At 43.3% G+C, this 14,797-nt stretch carries 13 protein-coding genes; all 13 read left to right on the top strand.

Annotated features, from left to right (window positions below; all coding sequences use genetic code 11):
- Positions 1 to 82: 82 nt before the first annotated feature.
- The 13 genes from HUG15_RS14020 to HUG15_RS13960 all read left to right on the top strand — a co-directional run bounded on the left by HUG15_RS14020 (position 83) and on the right by HUG15_RS13960 (position 14,773).
- Positions 83 to 1,639 carry an acyl-CoA carboxylase subunit beta gene (locus tag HUG15_RS14020; protein ID WP_200123694.1) on the top strand — a complete coding sequence of 519 codons (1,557 nt, stop codon included), beginning with the start codon at positions 83 to 85 and terminating at the stop codon, positions 1,637 to 1,639.
- A gap of 53 nt (positions 1,640 to 1,692) precedes the next feature.
- Positions 1,693 to 2,133 carry a hypothetical protein gene (locus HUG15_RS14015; RefSeq protein ID WP_200123693.1) on the top strand — a complete coding sequence of 147 codons (441 nt, stop codon included), beginning with the start codon at positions 1,693 to 1,695 and terminating at the stop codon, positions 2,131 to 2,133.
- 15 nt (positions 2,134 to 2,148) lie between these two features.
- Complete coding sequence (locus HUG15_RS14010; RefSeq protein WP_211202225.1) at positions 2,149 to 2,382, top strand: hypothetical protein; 234 nt, start codon at positions 2,149 to 2,151, stop codon at positions 2,380 to 2,382.
- Between the two features lie 44 nt (positions 2,383 to 2,426).
- On the top strand, positions 2,427 to 3,890 hold the full coding sequence (locus tag HUG15_RS14005) for a sodium:solute symporter family protein (RefSeq protein ID WP_200123691.1): 1,464 nt from the start codon (positions 2,427 to 2,429) through the stop codon (positions 3,888 to 3,890).
- Between the two features lie 53 nt (positions 3,891 to 3,943).
- Positions 3,944 to 4,159 carry an acetyl-CoA carboxylase biotin carboxyl carrier protein subunit gene (locus HUG15_RS14000; protein WP_200123690.1) on the top strand — a complete coding sequence of 72 codons (216 nt, stop codon included), beginning with the start codon at positions 3,944 to 3,946 and terminating at the stop codon, positions 4,157 to 4,159.
- Between the two features lie 27 nt (positions 4,160 to 4,186).
- Positions 4,187 to 5,899, top strand: coding sequence for an AMP-binding protein (locus HUG15_RS13995; protein ID WP_200123689.1), 1,713 nt, complete (start codon positions 4,187 to 4,189; stop codon positions 5,897 to 5,899).
- Positions 5,900 to 5,913: 14 nt separating this feature from the next.
- The gene (locus tag HUG15_RS13990) at positions 5,914 to 7,245 is read left to right on the top strand and encodes an acetyl-CoA carboxylase biotin carboxylase subunit (protein ID WP_200123688.1); all 1,332 of its coding nucleotides are present in this window, start codon (positions 5,914 to 5,916) and stop codon (positions 7,243 to 7,245) included.
- Positions 7,246 to 7,265: 20 nt separating this feature from the next.
- Complete coding sequence (locus tag HUG15_RS13985) at positions 7,266 to 7,748, top strand: thioesterase family protein (protein ID WP_200123687.1); 483 nt, start codon at positions 7,266 to 7,268, stop codon at positions 7,746 to 7,748.
- A gap of 6 nt (positions 7,749 to 7,754) precedes the next feature.
- A complete protein-coding gene (locus HUG15_RS13980; RefSeq protein ID WP_200123686.1) occupies positions 7,755 to 8,531 on the top strand; it encodes an SDR family oxidoreductase in 777 nt (258 codons plus the stop codon).
- Positions 8,532 to 8,552: 21 nt separating this feature from the next.
- Positions 8,553 to 10,151, top strand: coding sequence for a long-chain-fatty-acid--CoA ligase (locus HUG15_RS13975; protein WP_200123685.1), 1,599 nt, complete (start codon positions 8,553 to 8,555; stop codon positions 10,149 to 10,151).
- Between the two features lie 436 nt (positions 10,152 to 10,587).
- A complete protein-coding gene (locus HUG15_RS13970) occupies positions 10,588 to 11,958 on the top strand; it encodes an MFS transporter (protein WP_200123684.1) in 1,371 nt (456 codons plus the stop codon).
- Complete coding sequence (locus HUG15_RS13965; protein WP_200123683.1) at positions 11,958 to 13,331, top strand: MFS transporter; 1,374 nt, start codon at positions 11,958 to 11,960, stop codon at positions 13,329 to 13,331. Before HUG15_RS13970 ends, HUG15_RS13965 begins: the two co-directional genes overlap by 1 nt.
- Positions 13,332 to 13,411: 80 nt before the next feature.
- Positions 13,412 to 14,773 carry a hypothetical protein gene (locus HUG15_RS13960; protein ID WP_200123682.1) on the top strand — a complete coding sequence of 454 codons (1,362 nt, stop codon included), beginning with the start codon at positions 13,412 to 13,414 and terminating at the stop codon, positions 14,771 to 14,773.
- The last annotated feature ends 24 nt before the right edge of the window (positions 14,774 to 14,797 follow it).

Raw genomic sequence — 14,797 nt, 5'->3', positions numbered from 1 at the left:
TTTGTTTTAGTGCGTAACATACTAATCGTTAAGTATCCAAGTGGAATGAACGAACATTAATGGATAAAGGTGGATAATGATTATGAGCTGGCAGCCTGAAATAGATGAACTAAAAAGATTGGAAAGTCTTGCCCATAAAATGGGAGGGGAAGAGAATGTTGCGAAACATCATTCAAAAGGGAAATATACTGTTAGGGAACGTGTAGACAAGCTTTTAGATACGGATACATTTCACGAAACAGGGGCATTAGCCGGGAAAGCTTCTTATGATGAAGACGGGAAAGTGAAAGATTTTCAACCGGCAAACTTTATATTAGGGACAGGAAGGATAAATGGCCGTAAAGTTGTCGTCGGTGCAGACGATTTTACTGTTCGTGGCGGCGCTTCCGATGGAGGCATTCATAAAAAGCAAGTGTACTCCGAATTAATGGCTCACGAACTTCAGTTGCCCATGGTTCGATTGGTTGATGGCACGGGCGGTGGAGGTAGTGTGAAAAGTCTCAACGATACAAGTGCGACGTATGTTCCCGTTAACCCTGCCTGGGATCATGTCGTGAACAATATGGGAAAAGTTCCGGTTGTCGCGGCCGCGATGGGCTCAACAGCCGGCCTTGGCGCTGCAAGGGTAGCGGCTTCCCACTTTTCCATCATGATCGAAGACACTTCTCAATTGTTTGTCGCTGGCCCGCAGGTGGTGAAGTACGGAAGAGGATACGACGTATCAAAAGAAGAATTAGGTGGCGCTGATGTGCACCGTTCGAGTGGCGCGGTTGATAACATCGTTCAATCTGAGGAAGAGGCTTTTGAACACATTCGAACGTTTTTGTCCTATCTCCCGAATAATGTTTGGGAGCTCCCTCCTTATCAAACGACGACTGATCGAGTGGATCGCAAAGACGAGGAGCTTCTATCGGCTATACCGAGAAACAGACGGAAACCTTATAAAATACGAAACATACTCGAAAAGGTATTTGATCGCGAATCGATATTTGAGATAGGCAAGTACTACGGAAGAGGGACTGTCACCGGCTTTGCACGGTTAAACGGTTACCCGGTTGGGTACTTGGCATCTGATCCCTTTATATTAGGAGGCGGTCTTACGGCAGAAAGCAGTGAAAAAATCGAACGTTTCGTTGATTTGTGCCAAACGTTTCATGTACCGATCGTTAATTTCGTCGATCAACCCGGAATGGTGGTAGGTGTGGAAGAGGAAAAAAAAGGGACGATTCGAAAAGGGGTACGGGCTATTTCAGCTATTTACCAAGCAACGGTCCCAATGATTGAAATTATTCTTAGAAAAGTCTTTGGAGTCGGTGGGGCAGGTATGATCAACGGCCACGGGCTTCATCAACGCTACGCGTGGCCTTCCGGTGACTGGGGTTCCTTACCGATCGAAGGAGGCGTGCAAGTCGCGTATCGAAGGGAACTTGAAGCGAGTGAAGAGCCAGAGCAATTACTAAAAAGCTTAATGGACAACATGGAAGAAATACGCTCTCCATTTCGGACAGCAGAATCATTTGGGATTGAAGAAATCATTGATCCTCGTGATACGAGACCGCTGTTATGTGAATGGATTGATGATGCGTATCGACTTCTGCCCCAACATTTAGGCCCCTATTCACATACGATGAGGCCTTGAGCTCCTTATGGCTAAATGCTAAAAAATAAAAGCTAAAGAGGGGGAGAGTATAAATGCTCTCATTCTATCAAACAAAATGGGAAGCATATGTAGGTATACAACAAAATGAAGCTTACCAGTTGATAACAGAAATAATGAGAGAGCAAGGGGTTCATTTCAAAATCAATAAAGCTCCTCCACATTTCATGTATGACAGTAAACATGAGCAAATAATTATTACATCAGATGAATTAACGATGGTATTAATCTATGTGTCAGCCGATCCATTAACCCGTTTTTTTTCGTTTCTCTTGAACGCTAAACAAAATTTAGGTGGGATCACCTTCTTATCTATTCAATATGATTCCAAGCAAAAGTTGACTTCGTTGTTAAAAATGTTTAACGAACGCATGAAAGTTGCTCCCTGGAAAATACGGGCGCACCCAAGATTTCAGTTTGCGTTTCTGCTGGAGCTTATTAATAAACGAAAATGGAAGCGCATTCAACAGAATTGAATGAGGAGGAAGATCATGCCCACCAAAGAGAAAAATTGGTTCAAAATGCCATTTCGAGAAGGATTGCTCATTATTCTTATCGTGTTGTTTTTACTCGTTTTTATGCTGCCATGGAGCTATGATATAACCTTTCTAAATATATCGTTAGTTGCTTGGGGAGGGCTTTCTTTACAGCTGATCATTCCTCTGTTGGCTATTGTCTTGACTTGGGAGAACAAAAAAAGAAGCCTGGATAAAGGCGAAAATTGAATGTACCTAAAGATTTTTAAAAATCATAGGTTGGTGAGAATGGCATGAAAATAATTGAAATATCTATCATGCTTTTGTATTTTCTTTTTCTTATTATTTTGGGGAAGTATTCACAAAAGCGTGTAACACAATCTCAAGCAAGTACGGACGAATATTATGTTGCGGGGCGTCGTATTGGGACCGGTGTTAATGCTTTAGCTATGATGGCCGCTTTAGGAAGTGGAGGTTCATTCATGGCCGGTGTTGGTACTGTTTGGGAACTTGGATTTCCTTTTCTGTCATGGATGACACTTGGGTCAATCGCCGGATTTGCAATTGCGAGTGTTTTAGTGGCAAAGCCCATGCGTAATTCGCGTAAGTTCACTGTCACTGAATTTTTGGTGGATCGTTACGAGCATCGTTTGTTTAAGGTAGCTGTACCGGTTGTGATTATTATTGGCTCGGGCATGTACCTCATGTCACAAATGACGGCAGGTGGATTGATCGGCTTTTATGTCACCGGGTGGTCCTATCAATGGGGAGTCGTTATTATTGCGATTGTTTTCATCCTCTACGTTGCAATGGGCGGAATGTTAGCTGTTACTTGGACGAATATATTGCAAGGTGCTATGGTCATTCTCCTTATATTAATTGTATGTATCGGAGCTCTTATTCATTTGCCGATGCCTTATACAGATTTGCTCCTGAATGCAACAAACGAAAATCCGGGTCTCGGAGCAGTTGGGGCCACGATGCCGGTTACAGGATATATAGGTGCATTTACTACTTGGGCAGTAGCCGTTTGTGTTATCCCTCATTTGTTAATGCGAGTTTTCACGGCAACGGATGATCGTTCGGCAAAATTATCGATGAACATCGGGATGTTTACTTATGGCTCTTTAATGGTAGCCTCTGCTTTATTAGTTACACCATTTATCCCTTTGTTAAGCAATTCATTACTTGAAGCAAATCCATCTGATATGTGGTTGCTTCTAATTGCAGAACAATTTTTTGGTCCTATCATAATGGGGGTGCTGGCTGCAGGGATAATGGCAGCGGTTATGTCCTCCGTCGATGCTTTGCTATTAGCATTAAGTAGTGCAGTTGCCTTTGATTTATATAAAGGTTGGCACAACCCTGAAGCAACCCAACGTCAAATTTTAAAAGTATCAGCTATCTCTACATGGGTCATTGGTTTAGTCGTAATGCTTCTTTCACTCAATCCACCGGATTTTCTAGTTGTACTTTATACAGCAGCTGTGGGGTTTATGGCAGCAGCTTTATTCGCCCCCCTTGTGTTGGGGATATGGTGGAAACGTGCCAATGTTCATGGAGCAATGACCGGTCTTGTCGTGGGTGCTGTTAGCTTTCTTATTGCCTTTTTTGGATTTGAATTCCCCTATAATGCAGAGATATTGGTTGCCTTACCTTTGTCTATCGTTGCAATGATTAGTGTGAGTGCATTGACTGAAAAGCCTTCTCAAGAAGCTATAAATCGAATGGCAACCTATCATGAGAGGGAGATTTAAATTTAAAATATAACACATTCAAACCATAATGATGGAGAGCGAGGAAAAGTATTATGACAGAAATAAAAGCCGAAATGAGCGGAACGGCATGGAAAATATTAGTGAAACTAGGGGACGAAGTCCAAGCCGGTGATGAGCTTGCCATATTGGAATCAATGAAAATGGAAATCCCTATCGAAACAGAAATCGCAGGTCGTATTCATACGATATACAAAAATGAAGGTGACTTTGTTAATGAAGGTGAAACGTTGATTGAGATTGAATCATGAGATTTAGAATGGAGAGGAGCATTCCTCATGAGCCTATTTGAAAAATCTTTAAATACGGACGAAGAAATGGTCACTAAAAAACTTGAACAATGGGCAGAAGAGATAGGCGACAAGACATTTTTCTATTACGGAGAAGAGGATCAATATTTTTCATACCGACAATTCAATGAAATAGCGAATAGTATCGCCCATTATTTACAAAATAAAGGGGTTCAAAAGGGAGATCGGATTTCGGTCTTTCTTATGAACCCATTTGTAAGTGCCTTGTCCATGTTTGGCATATGGAAAGCGGGAGCTATATTCAGTCCTATTAATTTTAATTACAAAGGATCCCTATTATCTTATCAAATCAATGATACCCAACCAGTATGGCTCATTACGGAGCGTCGGATGATCCCGATACTCAATGAAGTTGCAGACGATTTGCCGCCGCTAACCGCGCTTATTCATGATCCGCAACCGAATGAACACGATTATCATGAAGACGTTATAGACATTAAGGCAGATCATTTTCATGTGATTGATTTTAATAACACACTTAAAGGCCCGAAAACAACCCCTGATGTGAAACTTTACTATTCGGATACGGCAAACATTATTTATACCTCCGGTACAACAGGCCCGGCAAAAGGGGTAAAACAATCGTATAGGTGGATCCATGCCTACACGTACTCTTTTCAACAATTTACAACCCAAGATGATGTCGTATATAACGACTTGCCAATGTATCATGTTGGAGGTGCTTTTGCTCTTTTGGCAAGGGCTGCATTCGTTGGCTCCACGGTAGCCGTTTGGGATAAGTTTAGCCCCACCGATTTCTGGAATCGAATTGAAAAGAGTGGTGCATCAACGGCGATTCTATTGGATGTTATGATTCCTTGGCTAATGAAAGCACCCAAAACATCCAAAGATCTAAACAACTCGCTTAACAAAGTATATATGCAACCATTGCCGCGGTATCACCACGATGTTGCTAAACGCTTCGGCTTTGATTTTGTTTTTTCCGGATTTGGTCAGACCGAGGCAGGCAATGGGTTTGTCAGTGTTATTGATGAATTAGAAAGAGTAAATGGCACTCCGCAGGAACTATATAAAGGATATTCGTATAGAGAAACGCTTAACACGGCCCAACAACTTGAGATTGAAATTAGAGAAGGAAAGGAGACATTGGGAAAAGGATTTATGGGTAAGCCGTCCTCTTTTCTGGAAGCAACCATATTAAATGAATGGGACGAAGAATGTGCAGCAGGTGAAGTTGGTGAATTAGCTTTTCGACCGAAATATCCCAGTTTACTTTTGGATGAATATTACAATAAACCTGAAGCGACGATTAAAACTTCCACAAATTTTTGGTTCCATTCGGGAGATGCTGCTTACAAAGATGAAGAAGGCGTATTTTATTTTGTAGACCGTCTGGGAGATGTAATCAGAAAAAAGGGAGAAAATGTATCTTCCTACCAAGTAGAGGATTTGCTAAGCGATCACGAATCAGTAAACGTTTCTGCCGTTTTTCCTATTTCTGCAAGCGAGGGAGACGAAGATGATATCGTTGCCTGTGTGGTTCTAAAAGAAGGAGAGCATATTTCAGAAGCAGAGCTTGAGGCTTGGATAAAAGAGCATATACCTAAATTTATGCAGCCGTCAATTGTTCGGATCGTTTCGTATTTACCTCGCACAGCAACCAATAAAATTGAAAAATTTAAGCTGAAAAATACGATATTAACAGAGTGGAAGAATTAGAGGGGGAAAGAATCGTGAAAAAAATATTAATCGCGAATCGCGGGGAAATAGCAAAGCGAGTCATAATCACATGTGAAAAATTAGGATTGGAATCAGTCGTCGTTTATTCTCAAGCTGATAAAAATCTACCATATATTCGTGAAGCAACGGTTGCCTATGAGATTGGTGAACCTCCTGCTGAACAATCCTATTTGAATCAGGAAAAAATCCTCGACGTAGCCAAAAAAGAAAATGTGGATGCGATTCACCCCGGCTATGGTTTTTTATCGGAGCATGCAGGTTTTGTCCGTGCCGTTGAAGAAGCAGGGATTACGTTCATTGGTCCCGATGCAGAGGTTGTTGAAATGATGGGGGATAAAGTTAGTGCACGGCAAATGATGCAGTCAGCGGGTGTTCCGGTCGTACCGGGCAGCGGTGGAACTGTCAGCGATATTGATGAAGCTGCAAAGATTGCCGGAGATATCGGCTATCCCGTCATGTTGAAAGCTAGTGCCGGTGGGGGCGGAATCGGGATGCAACGGTGTGAGACAGAAGAAGAATTACGAAAGGCCTTCACTTCCAATCAAAAGCGGGCGCAAGCCTATTTTGGGGATTCGGGTATGTTTGTAGAAAAAATGATTGAAAACGGACGTCATATCGAAGTTCAAATTTTTGGTGACACCTTTGGGAGTGTTGTTCATTTGTATGAACGTGATTGCTCAATCCAAAGACGAAATCAAAAAGTCATTGAGGAAAGCCCATCCCCGTTTCTGTCAGAAGCAACAAAAGAAAAAATGCTTACTTTAGCAAAAAAAGCAGCGCAGCATGTCGGATATGTAAATGCAGGGACAATTGAGTTTATTGTTGACCATAATGAAAATTTCTATTTCCTGGAAATGAACACGCGCTTGCAAGTCGAACACCCCGTGACGGAAATGACGACTGAACTTGATCTCGTCGAATGGCAAATCAAGGTAGCTAATGGAGAAAGGCTTCCTCTCAATCAAGACGATTTTAACCAGAAAGGTCATGCAATCGAATTTCGCCTGTATGCAGAAGATCCGAAACGTTTTCTTCCATCACCGGGCGATATTGAAGCATTTATCTATCCAGAGGAACAAGCAGGCGTCCGTGTTGATACAGGAATGGAGAGCGGTACGAAGGTGACACATTTTTATGACCCGATGATTGCAAAGATTATTGTAAGCGGTTCAAATAGACGAGCAACGGTTGAGAATGCCAAACAATTTTTCTCATGTTTGGAGTTATCAGGTATTAAAAACAATGCCCCGCTATTCGAGAAAATATTGTTAGATGACAATTTTATCCGCGGAAATTACACGACAACATTTTTACAGAACTTATAACGGGGAGGGGAGCACGTGATATGCCGAACGCAAACAAACCATTATTAGAAAGCAAGGTTCATCCAAATTGGATCGATTATAACGGTCATATGTATGATGCTTCATATGCGCATGTGTTCAGCTTAGCCGTGGATCGTTTAATGACAACAATTGGCATCGATCACGATTTTCGTGAGAAGCATCAGTATACGATCTATACACTGGAGACGCATCTGCGCTATTTGAAAGAGGCTTATAATGGTCAGGAGATTCACGTAACGGTACAACTTTTAGATCATGATACGAAGCGATTGCATGTATTTTTTGTTATGAAAAATAAAGAAGGCGAACGGTTGGCAACGAGTGAGCAGATGCTTATGGGTATAAATATGAAGGAAAGACGTTCCGCCCCTTTTCCGGAATCGATTGTTCATTCAATTATAGAGCTTGCGAAGGCGCATGAAGGAGCACCTATTCCTGATGAAGCGGGTCAAAAGATAGGAATTCGACGAATGAAGGAGTGATTGGGAATGCGTATCCAAGATTTATTTTCGTTAGAGGGTAAAACAGCCATTGTTACCGGAGGCGGTCGTGGATTGGGCGCCCAGATTGCAGATGTATTTGCAAAAGCCGGAGCGAACGTGGTCGTTTGTTCCCGAAAACCGGAGGCTTGCGAGGAGAAAAGTGAGGAGTTAAAAAAACGCGGCGTTGCTTCGTTGGCATTTAAGTGTGATGTAGGAAATTACGACGATGTCAAACATGTTGTGGAGACGACGCTTAACCATTTCGGAAGCATTGATATTTTAGTGAACAACAGCGGGGCAACGTGGGCGGCGCCGGTTGTAGATATGCCGGTTGAATCGTGGGAGAAAGTGATGAATGTCAACATTAATGGAACCTTTTATATGAGTGTAGAGGTCGGAAAAATAATGATGAAACAAAACGCAGGCAAAATCATTAATATATCTTCTACATCCGGTTTTGGCGGCACCGATCCAAATGTTATGGACACGATTGGTTATAACACGAGTAAAGGGGCTGTCATGACGTTCACTAAGGACCTAGCCGTAAAATGGGGGACATACAATATTAATGTCAACGCGATAGCACCGGGTTTTTTTCCTACAAAAATGTCACGTGGATTGCTTGACAAAGGTGGCGACGCCATATTGGAACGAACGCCTTTAAAGCGATTCGGGAGTGATAATGACTTAAAGGGCGCAGCACTGTTTTTGGCTTCTCCGGCTTCTGATTTTGTAAGTGGAGAAATCTTAACAGTAGACGGAGGGGCGCATGCATACGCTTAATCCAACATCGGAGGGGACTTTATGAGCAAAGTGTGGCTAGACCATTATCCGGATCATATAAAAAAAGAGATTGAAATCCCTAATAAATCGTTGCCGCAAATGTTGAAAGCGTCAATTGCTAACTATGGAGGTAATGTAGCCTTACATTTTTACGGGGAGGAAATAACGTATCGGGAACTTGGTGAATTGACCGATTCGTTTACGACGGCTTTGCAAAACGCTGGGGTGGAAAAGGAAGATCGCGTCGCGATTATGCTGCCAAACTGCCCGCAATTTGTCGTTAGTTTTTACGGATCATTACAGGCAGGCGCGATTGCGACACAGATCAATCCAATGCTAGTCGGGAAGGAATTGCAGTATATTTTAACGAATGCCGGTGCCGAGACGATTGTGATTCACGAGCCTTTGTTACCGGTGTTAGATCAAATCATCGGAGACACGTTTATTAAAAATGTTATTAAGGTGAATTTAGAAGGACGGGATACGGATCAAGATATTGCTATAGGGTTTAATCGTTTCCTGGAATCGGGGGGTGATCTACAGCCTGTTCGGATTAACGCGAATGACGATGTAGCCGTTTTGCAATATACAGGGGGAACAACCGGGCGTTCCAAAGGCGCAATGCTCACGCACCGAAATTTGCTGGCCAATGTCTTGCAAGCGGCTGAATTTTTCGGAGATGCTTTAGAGTTTGGGACTGACAGGTTTCTTACAGTTATTCCTTTATTTCACGTTTATGGAATGTCAAATGGCATGAATTTATCCATCTATACCGGCGGAATGAATATTTTATTGCCTCAATTCGATCGAAAGGAAGCATTAAACGTCATCACAGATTTACGGCCAACCGTTTTTCCGGGCGTACCGACGATGTATATCAACTTAATAAGCCAACCGGATTTAGCCGATTACTCGCTTGATAGCATTAGAGCGTGCATAAGCGGGAGTGCTCCGATGCCGAAAGAGATCATGCGCACGTTTGAGGAAAAAACAAGCGCTACAGTATTGGAAGGGTATGGCCTTTCGGAAACGTCACCTTCCACGCACGGGAATCCGTACTTTTCTCGTAGAAAACCTGGAAGTGTCGGGATAGGGTTGCCTTCGACCGATTATAAAATCGTTGACTTGGTTAATGGTGAAAAAGAGATGGCGCCCAGCGAGTCCGGCGAGATCATTATTAAGGGTCCTCAGGTCATGAAAGGTTACTGGAATATGCCGGAAGAAACAGCGCACGCGCTTAGGGATGGCTGGCTGTACACAGGTGACATCGCTTATATGGATGAAGATGGTTATTTGTATATTGTGGATCGAAAAAAAGACCTGATTATTGCAAGCGGTTACAACATATACCCGCGTGATGTTGAAGAAATCCTCTATGAACATCCAGCTGTGCAAGAAGCCGTCGTTGTAGGTGTTCCGGATGCATATCGAGGCGAGACCGTAAAAGCCGTTATCGTATTAAACGGCGATCACCAAAGTAGCGAAGAAGCATTAATTGCGTACTGTCGAGAAAATATGGCGGCTTATAAAGTGCCGCGTGTGATTGAATTTAGAGAAGAGTTACCAAAAACAAATGTCGGAAAAATATTACGGCGGAAAGTTAGGGAGGAGGCACAGTAGGTAGGGAGGGGGAGTTTTATAGACCGGGTAATCCCTCGGACGGGGATCGAGCGGTCCTGGGAGGAACAAGAGAAGCGAAGTAATCCCTCGGACGAGGGTCGAGCTGTTCCGAGAGGAACAAGAAGAGGGAAGTAATCCCTCGGACGGGGGTCGCGCGGCGCCGAGAGGAACAAGAAGAGGGAAGTAATCCCTCGGACGGGGGTCGCGCAGCGCCGAGAGGAACAAGATGATCAGGGTGAAGCCCCGTCCCTCTCAGAATAGGTATAGTACCATCGGGAGGAAATATAGGTATAGCGAACAATTGCAGGACTGATTGGTAATGAGTATCGTTTATCAGCCGAAAACAGGAATATATCAGCCAAAACAAACGATTTATCAGCCAAAGTGGGATAAATAGATGTTAATCCCGTGTTTTCAGAGGAGGGGCCAAAAGCCTATGTTAGAACAAAGCAACCAAGAAGAATCAACCGATCAAACCACCCCAAAAATAGAGCAACCGGCAAGAAAAGAAATGTGGGGCTATGCCACATCTGCTTTTGGCATTTTTGCAATTTGGACGTTAATTAATACGTTTCTTTCCTATTATTACACGGACGTTGCTGGGTTAGCCGCGGGAGCAGTAGGGACATTGTTGTTAGTCGCCCGTCTTTTTGATGGCATTACGGACTTAGGCATGGGCGTGTTTATTGACCGGACGAGATCAAAGCATGGATCCGCCCGTCCGTGGTTATTATGGGTGGCCGTGCCTTTTGGAATCATAACCGTATTATTGTTTTCAGTTCCCGATATTGGCATGACAGGGATGCTCGTTTATGCCTATGTTTCCTATTTAGGTTTTATTTTGATTTACACAGCTGTTTCTATTTCTTACAAATCCTTACAAGGGTTTATGACCGCATCCCCGACCAGTCGTTCCGTAACAAATACGTATGCCGGGATATTAAATTTTTCGGGCGCGCTTGTCGTTACGGTCCTCTCCCAGCCATTAGCAGGGGTCATTGGATGGACAACAACCGCGGCATTATACGGCTTGATCGCGATTGTTGCTATAATCATTACGTTTAGATCCGTAAAAGAACGAGTAGGGCCGCAATCATTAAAAGCAGATGAAAAAGTACCGTTCATTTTGGGATTTAAATCATTATTAAAAAATAAATATTGGGTTATTATGACGCTTTTCAGCATGGTTTTGTATGCGCTGGTAGGAATGAGCCAAGGATCGACCATTTATCACGCGCAAGTCATATTAGAAAATGTTGATGTATTCCCTATTCTGGGACTTGCTACTACGCTCCCCATGATTATCGGTTTATTTTTTATGATCCCTGTCGTTGTTAGAATCGGAAAACGAAATACAGCGCTTATAGGTTTGGGCATACTCATCACCGGCCAAATAATCAGATTTATTGACCCGGCTGATTTGACGATTTTCTTAATAGGCACCGTCATCGTTGGTTTCGGGATCATGGCACCACAAGCGTATGTTTACGGCATGATTAACGATACGATTGAGTACGGAGAATATAAAACTGGCATACGATCAGCGGGGTTAATAAACAGCGGCGTGAGTTTTGGGATGAAAGTCGGTTCAGGAATCGGACTCGCGCTCATCGGCTGGTTATTAAGTTTTGGCGGCTATGTAGGCGGACAAGTGGAACAGACGCCATTAGCCACTGAAATGATATTGGCGATCAATATTTATATTCCCATATTTATAAGTGTGATCCTCATCATTCTATTATTATTTTACAAACTCGATAAAGAACATCCAACCATCGTCGCTGAACTGCAAAAAAGAAAATCGTGATGGAGGAACGTGTAAGCAAGCCTTTCGAATTTAATGAACGGCTCATCCTCGTTTTCTGGAGCATCGGGGTGTTGCTCATAACGATGAATACGACGATGTTTAATGTCGCGCTGCCCACGGTCATCACTGAATTTCAAATCAATTCATCGATGGCCACGTGGATTGTATCCGGTTATTCAATCGTGTTTGCGTTGTCTGCGATAACATTCAGCCGGCTATCAGACTACATCCCCATCCGCAGACTCATCAGTATCGGACTCATCGTTTTAGGTACATCATCACTGATTGGATTTTTTTCCAACACTTATCTCGTTTTACTCCTCGCCCGCCTTTTTCAAGCGGTTGGCGCAGGCACGCTCCCGAGTTTAGTCGTTGTGCTCGCGGCAAAATATATCCCGGTAAGCAGGCGCGGAAAAGCAATGACAGTCATCGCGACCTCCGCGGTCGTAGGGTTCGGATTGGGACCGGTCGTCGGCGGCATACTCACGGAGCAATGGGGATGGAATTACCTGTTTCTCGTCCCTTTTGCAGTGCTGTTGATTCTGCCGGTCATTCGCAAACATTTGCCTTCCGAAGAAAATAAAGCCGTGAAGTTTGACATGCCGGGAGCGTTGCTCGTCGGTGTTTCCGTGGGCGGATTATTATTGTTTGTGACAAGTGGCGTCTACATTGCGCTTATTTTCTCGGTTCCTGCAATGGTCCTCTTATGGAAACATCTCCATAAGGTTGATAGTCCATTCATCCAGCCTGAACTATTGCACAATCGAAGCTACTTGCTGTTACTGCTCATGCCGTTTACAGCTTTGTTTATGAACTTTGCAACATTATTTACAGTTCCGATTCTTTTAGCTGAACTTTTTAATAGAAGTCCGTTGGAAATTGGGCTCATAATGTTTCCGGGAGCGATTTTAGCAGCTTTTGCTACAAACCTAACAGGGAGAATGATTGACGGCAGAGGATCAATGGTTATCCGGGCAGGCTTAATGCTTCTCGTCATCGCGTTTATGTTGTTTGCATTTTTGGCGAACGTATCGCCATATGCTTCACTCGGCATCTTAATCATTGCATTCGCCGGCTCGAACATTTTGCTTGCAAGCGCGAATAATGAAGTATCTAAAATACTGCCGGTACGACTCATTGGTGCAGGAATGGGCGTCGTCCAATTATCCCAGTTTGTGGGAGGCGCATTCGGAGCCGGCGTTGCCGGAATGCTCATTACCGTTCAGCAGCACTTGCCTCCGGAAGAAATCTTCCGCAATCTATTTTTTGTATATATCGGCTGGATGGTTGTTGCCTATGGTGTTTTTCATTTGTATTTACGTTCGGAGAAGACTGATCGTAAGCATATACCTGATAACACCTCATCTAATTAATTGTAATAAAGGAAATTAAGTGTATCCGTCGAATTTTAAGATTAAGAAATTATAATCATAGAACGGGAGGTGGTGATTTCATGGCTAAAAAAAGAAAGTATGGCGGCATTCAGCCTGGAGTCAATTGGGGACCGTTTACAACACGACTCCCAGGTGTTCATGTCGATGTTTCCTGGCCGGTGGTTATCCAAGGAGCGATCATTGCGGTAGCCAATGGGGGTGCTTTGGCTCCCTTAATGATGGAATTCTTTGATGTACCGTTTGAGGTGGCATGGACGACCCTTGCCATTCAAGGATTTTGGGTATGGGCTCACACATTTTTATTTGGAGAGCCCCATGTTCCGGGATGGATCACGCCTGCATTACCTTTGATCATTGTGTTTCTCGGAGGGTTCACTCCCGGCACTGAAGCGGTGCACGCGATGATGGCCTTAATGATTGGCGTGTCAGCCATCTTTCTGTTTTTTGCCGTCACGGGTTTAGGCGAAAGATTCAATCGTCTCGTTCCGGACGCGCTGAAAGCGGGAATTATTATGGGTGCAGCTATCGCTGCTTTTATGGATGAGTTTGAAAGAGTCCAAGAGTTGCCCTTTACATTAATTAGTGCCTGGATAGTTGTACTTTTGATCATGTATTCAATTCCTTTCCAGAAAATACCGAAAGGTAGAATTAAAGCATTATTGGCCGCAAATGCTTTACTGGCAGGATTTATTGTGGCAGGAATTGTAGGAAGCATTACAGGCGAGATTCAATTCGACATACAATGGGGCATATTTGTCCCGCAATTTGGAGAAATGTTTGCTACGTTAACACCCTTTGGCGTTGGTTTGCCGTCTTGGGAAATGATTATGACAGCCATACCATTGGCGCTAATCATTTATATTTTGGTTTTCGGAGATTTGCTAGTTGCCGATAGTTTGATTAGAGAGGCCAGTAAACATAGACCGGATGAAAAGATTGATATTAATTATACACGTTCACATTATTCTTTAGCTATTCGCAATTTCGGCTATTTATTTACCGGAGGCGCGTTTGTTCCTTTACACGGCCCCATTTGGACAGGTTTACAGGTGTTTGTTATTGAAAGGTACAAACAAGGGCAAAAAGTGATGGATTCGATATTTACAGGTACAATAAATGTTTTTTGGCTTTCACTGCCGTTAGGCTTTTTAATGCCTGTTATCACCTTGCTCGTTCCAATATTGGACGTTGCGCTATCATTGACTTTACTGCTCACAGGTTTTGCCTGCGCCTATATCGCCATGAATATGGTTACAACCAACGTGGGCCGTGGCATAACGTTGTTCATTGGAACGTTGACAGCGCTTGAAGGCCCGGAATGGGGGCTTGGCGCAGGGATAGTGTTGTATATCTTAATGATAGGCATTGATAGGAAGAATATCAATCATAAAGAGGATGCAAACAAAGGTGAAGAAATGTAGGACGTCTAATAAGAAATAGGGGGG

The organism is Salicibibacter cibarius, assembly GCF_016495725.1.
GTDB lineage: Bacteria > Bacillota > Bacilli > Bacillales > Marinococcaceae > Salicibibacter > Salicibibacter cibarius.
The sequence above is the reverse complement of the archived record's forward strand: the minus strand, read 5'-3'. Positions and strand labels throughout refer to the sequence as shown.

What these genes read in the sequence shown, in the direction of transcription:
- HUG15_RS14020 (WP_200123694.1), top strand. Translation starts at nt 83, where the DNA reads ATGAGCTGGCAGCCTGAAATAGATGAACTAAAAAGATTGGAAAGTCTT.
- HUG15_RS14015 (WP_200123693.1), top strand. Translation starts at nt 1,693, where the DNA reads ATGCTCTCATTCTATCAAACAAAATGGGAAGCATATGTAGGTATACAA.
- HUG15_RS14010 (WP_211202225.1), top strand. Translation starts at nt 2,149, where the DNA reads ATGCCCACCAAAGAGAAAAATTGGTTCAAAATGCCATTTCGAGAAGGA.
- HUG15_RS14005 (WP_200123691.1), top strand. Translation starts at nt 2,427, where the DNA reads ATGAAAATAATTGAAATATCTATCATGCTTTTGTATTTTCTTTTTCTT.
- HUG15_RS14000 (WP_200123690.1), top strand. Translation starts at nt 3,944, where the DNA reads ATGACAGAAATAAAAGCCGAAATGAGCGGAACGGCATGGAAAATATTA.
- HUG15_RS13995 (WP_200123689.1), top strand. Translation starts at nt 4,187, where the DNA reads ATGAGCCTATTTGAAAAATCTTTAAATACGGACGAAGAAATGGTCACT.
- HUG15_RS13985 (WP_200123687.1), top strand. Translation starts at nt 7,266, where the DNA reads ATGCCGAACGCAAACAAACCATTATTAGAAAGCAAGGTTCATCCAAAT.
- HUG15_RS13980 (WP_200123686.1), top strand. Translation starts at nt 7,755, where the DNA reads ATGCGTATCCAAGATTTATTTTCGTTAGAGGGTAAAACAGCCATTGTT.
- HUG15_RS13975 (WP_200123685.1), top strand. Translation starts at nt 8,553, where the DNA reads ATGAGCAAAGTGTGGCTAGACCATTATCCGGATCATATAAAAAAAGAG.
- HUG15_RS13970 (WP_200123684.1), top strand. Translation starts at nt 10,588, where the DNA reads ATGTTAGAACAAAGCAACCAAGAAGAATCAACCGATCAAACCACCCCA.
- HUG15_RS13965 (WP_200123683.1), top strand. Translation starts at nt 11,958, where the DNA reads ATGGAGGAACGTGTAAGCAAGCCTTTCGAATTTAATGAACGGCTCATC.
- HUG15_RS13960 (WP_200123682.1), top strand. Translation starts at nt 13,412, where the DNA reads ATGGCTAAAAAAAGAAAGTATGGCGGCATTCAGCCTGGAGTCAATTGG.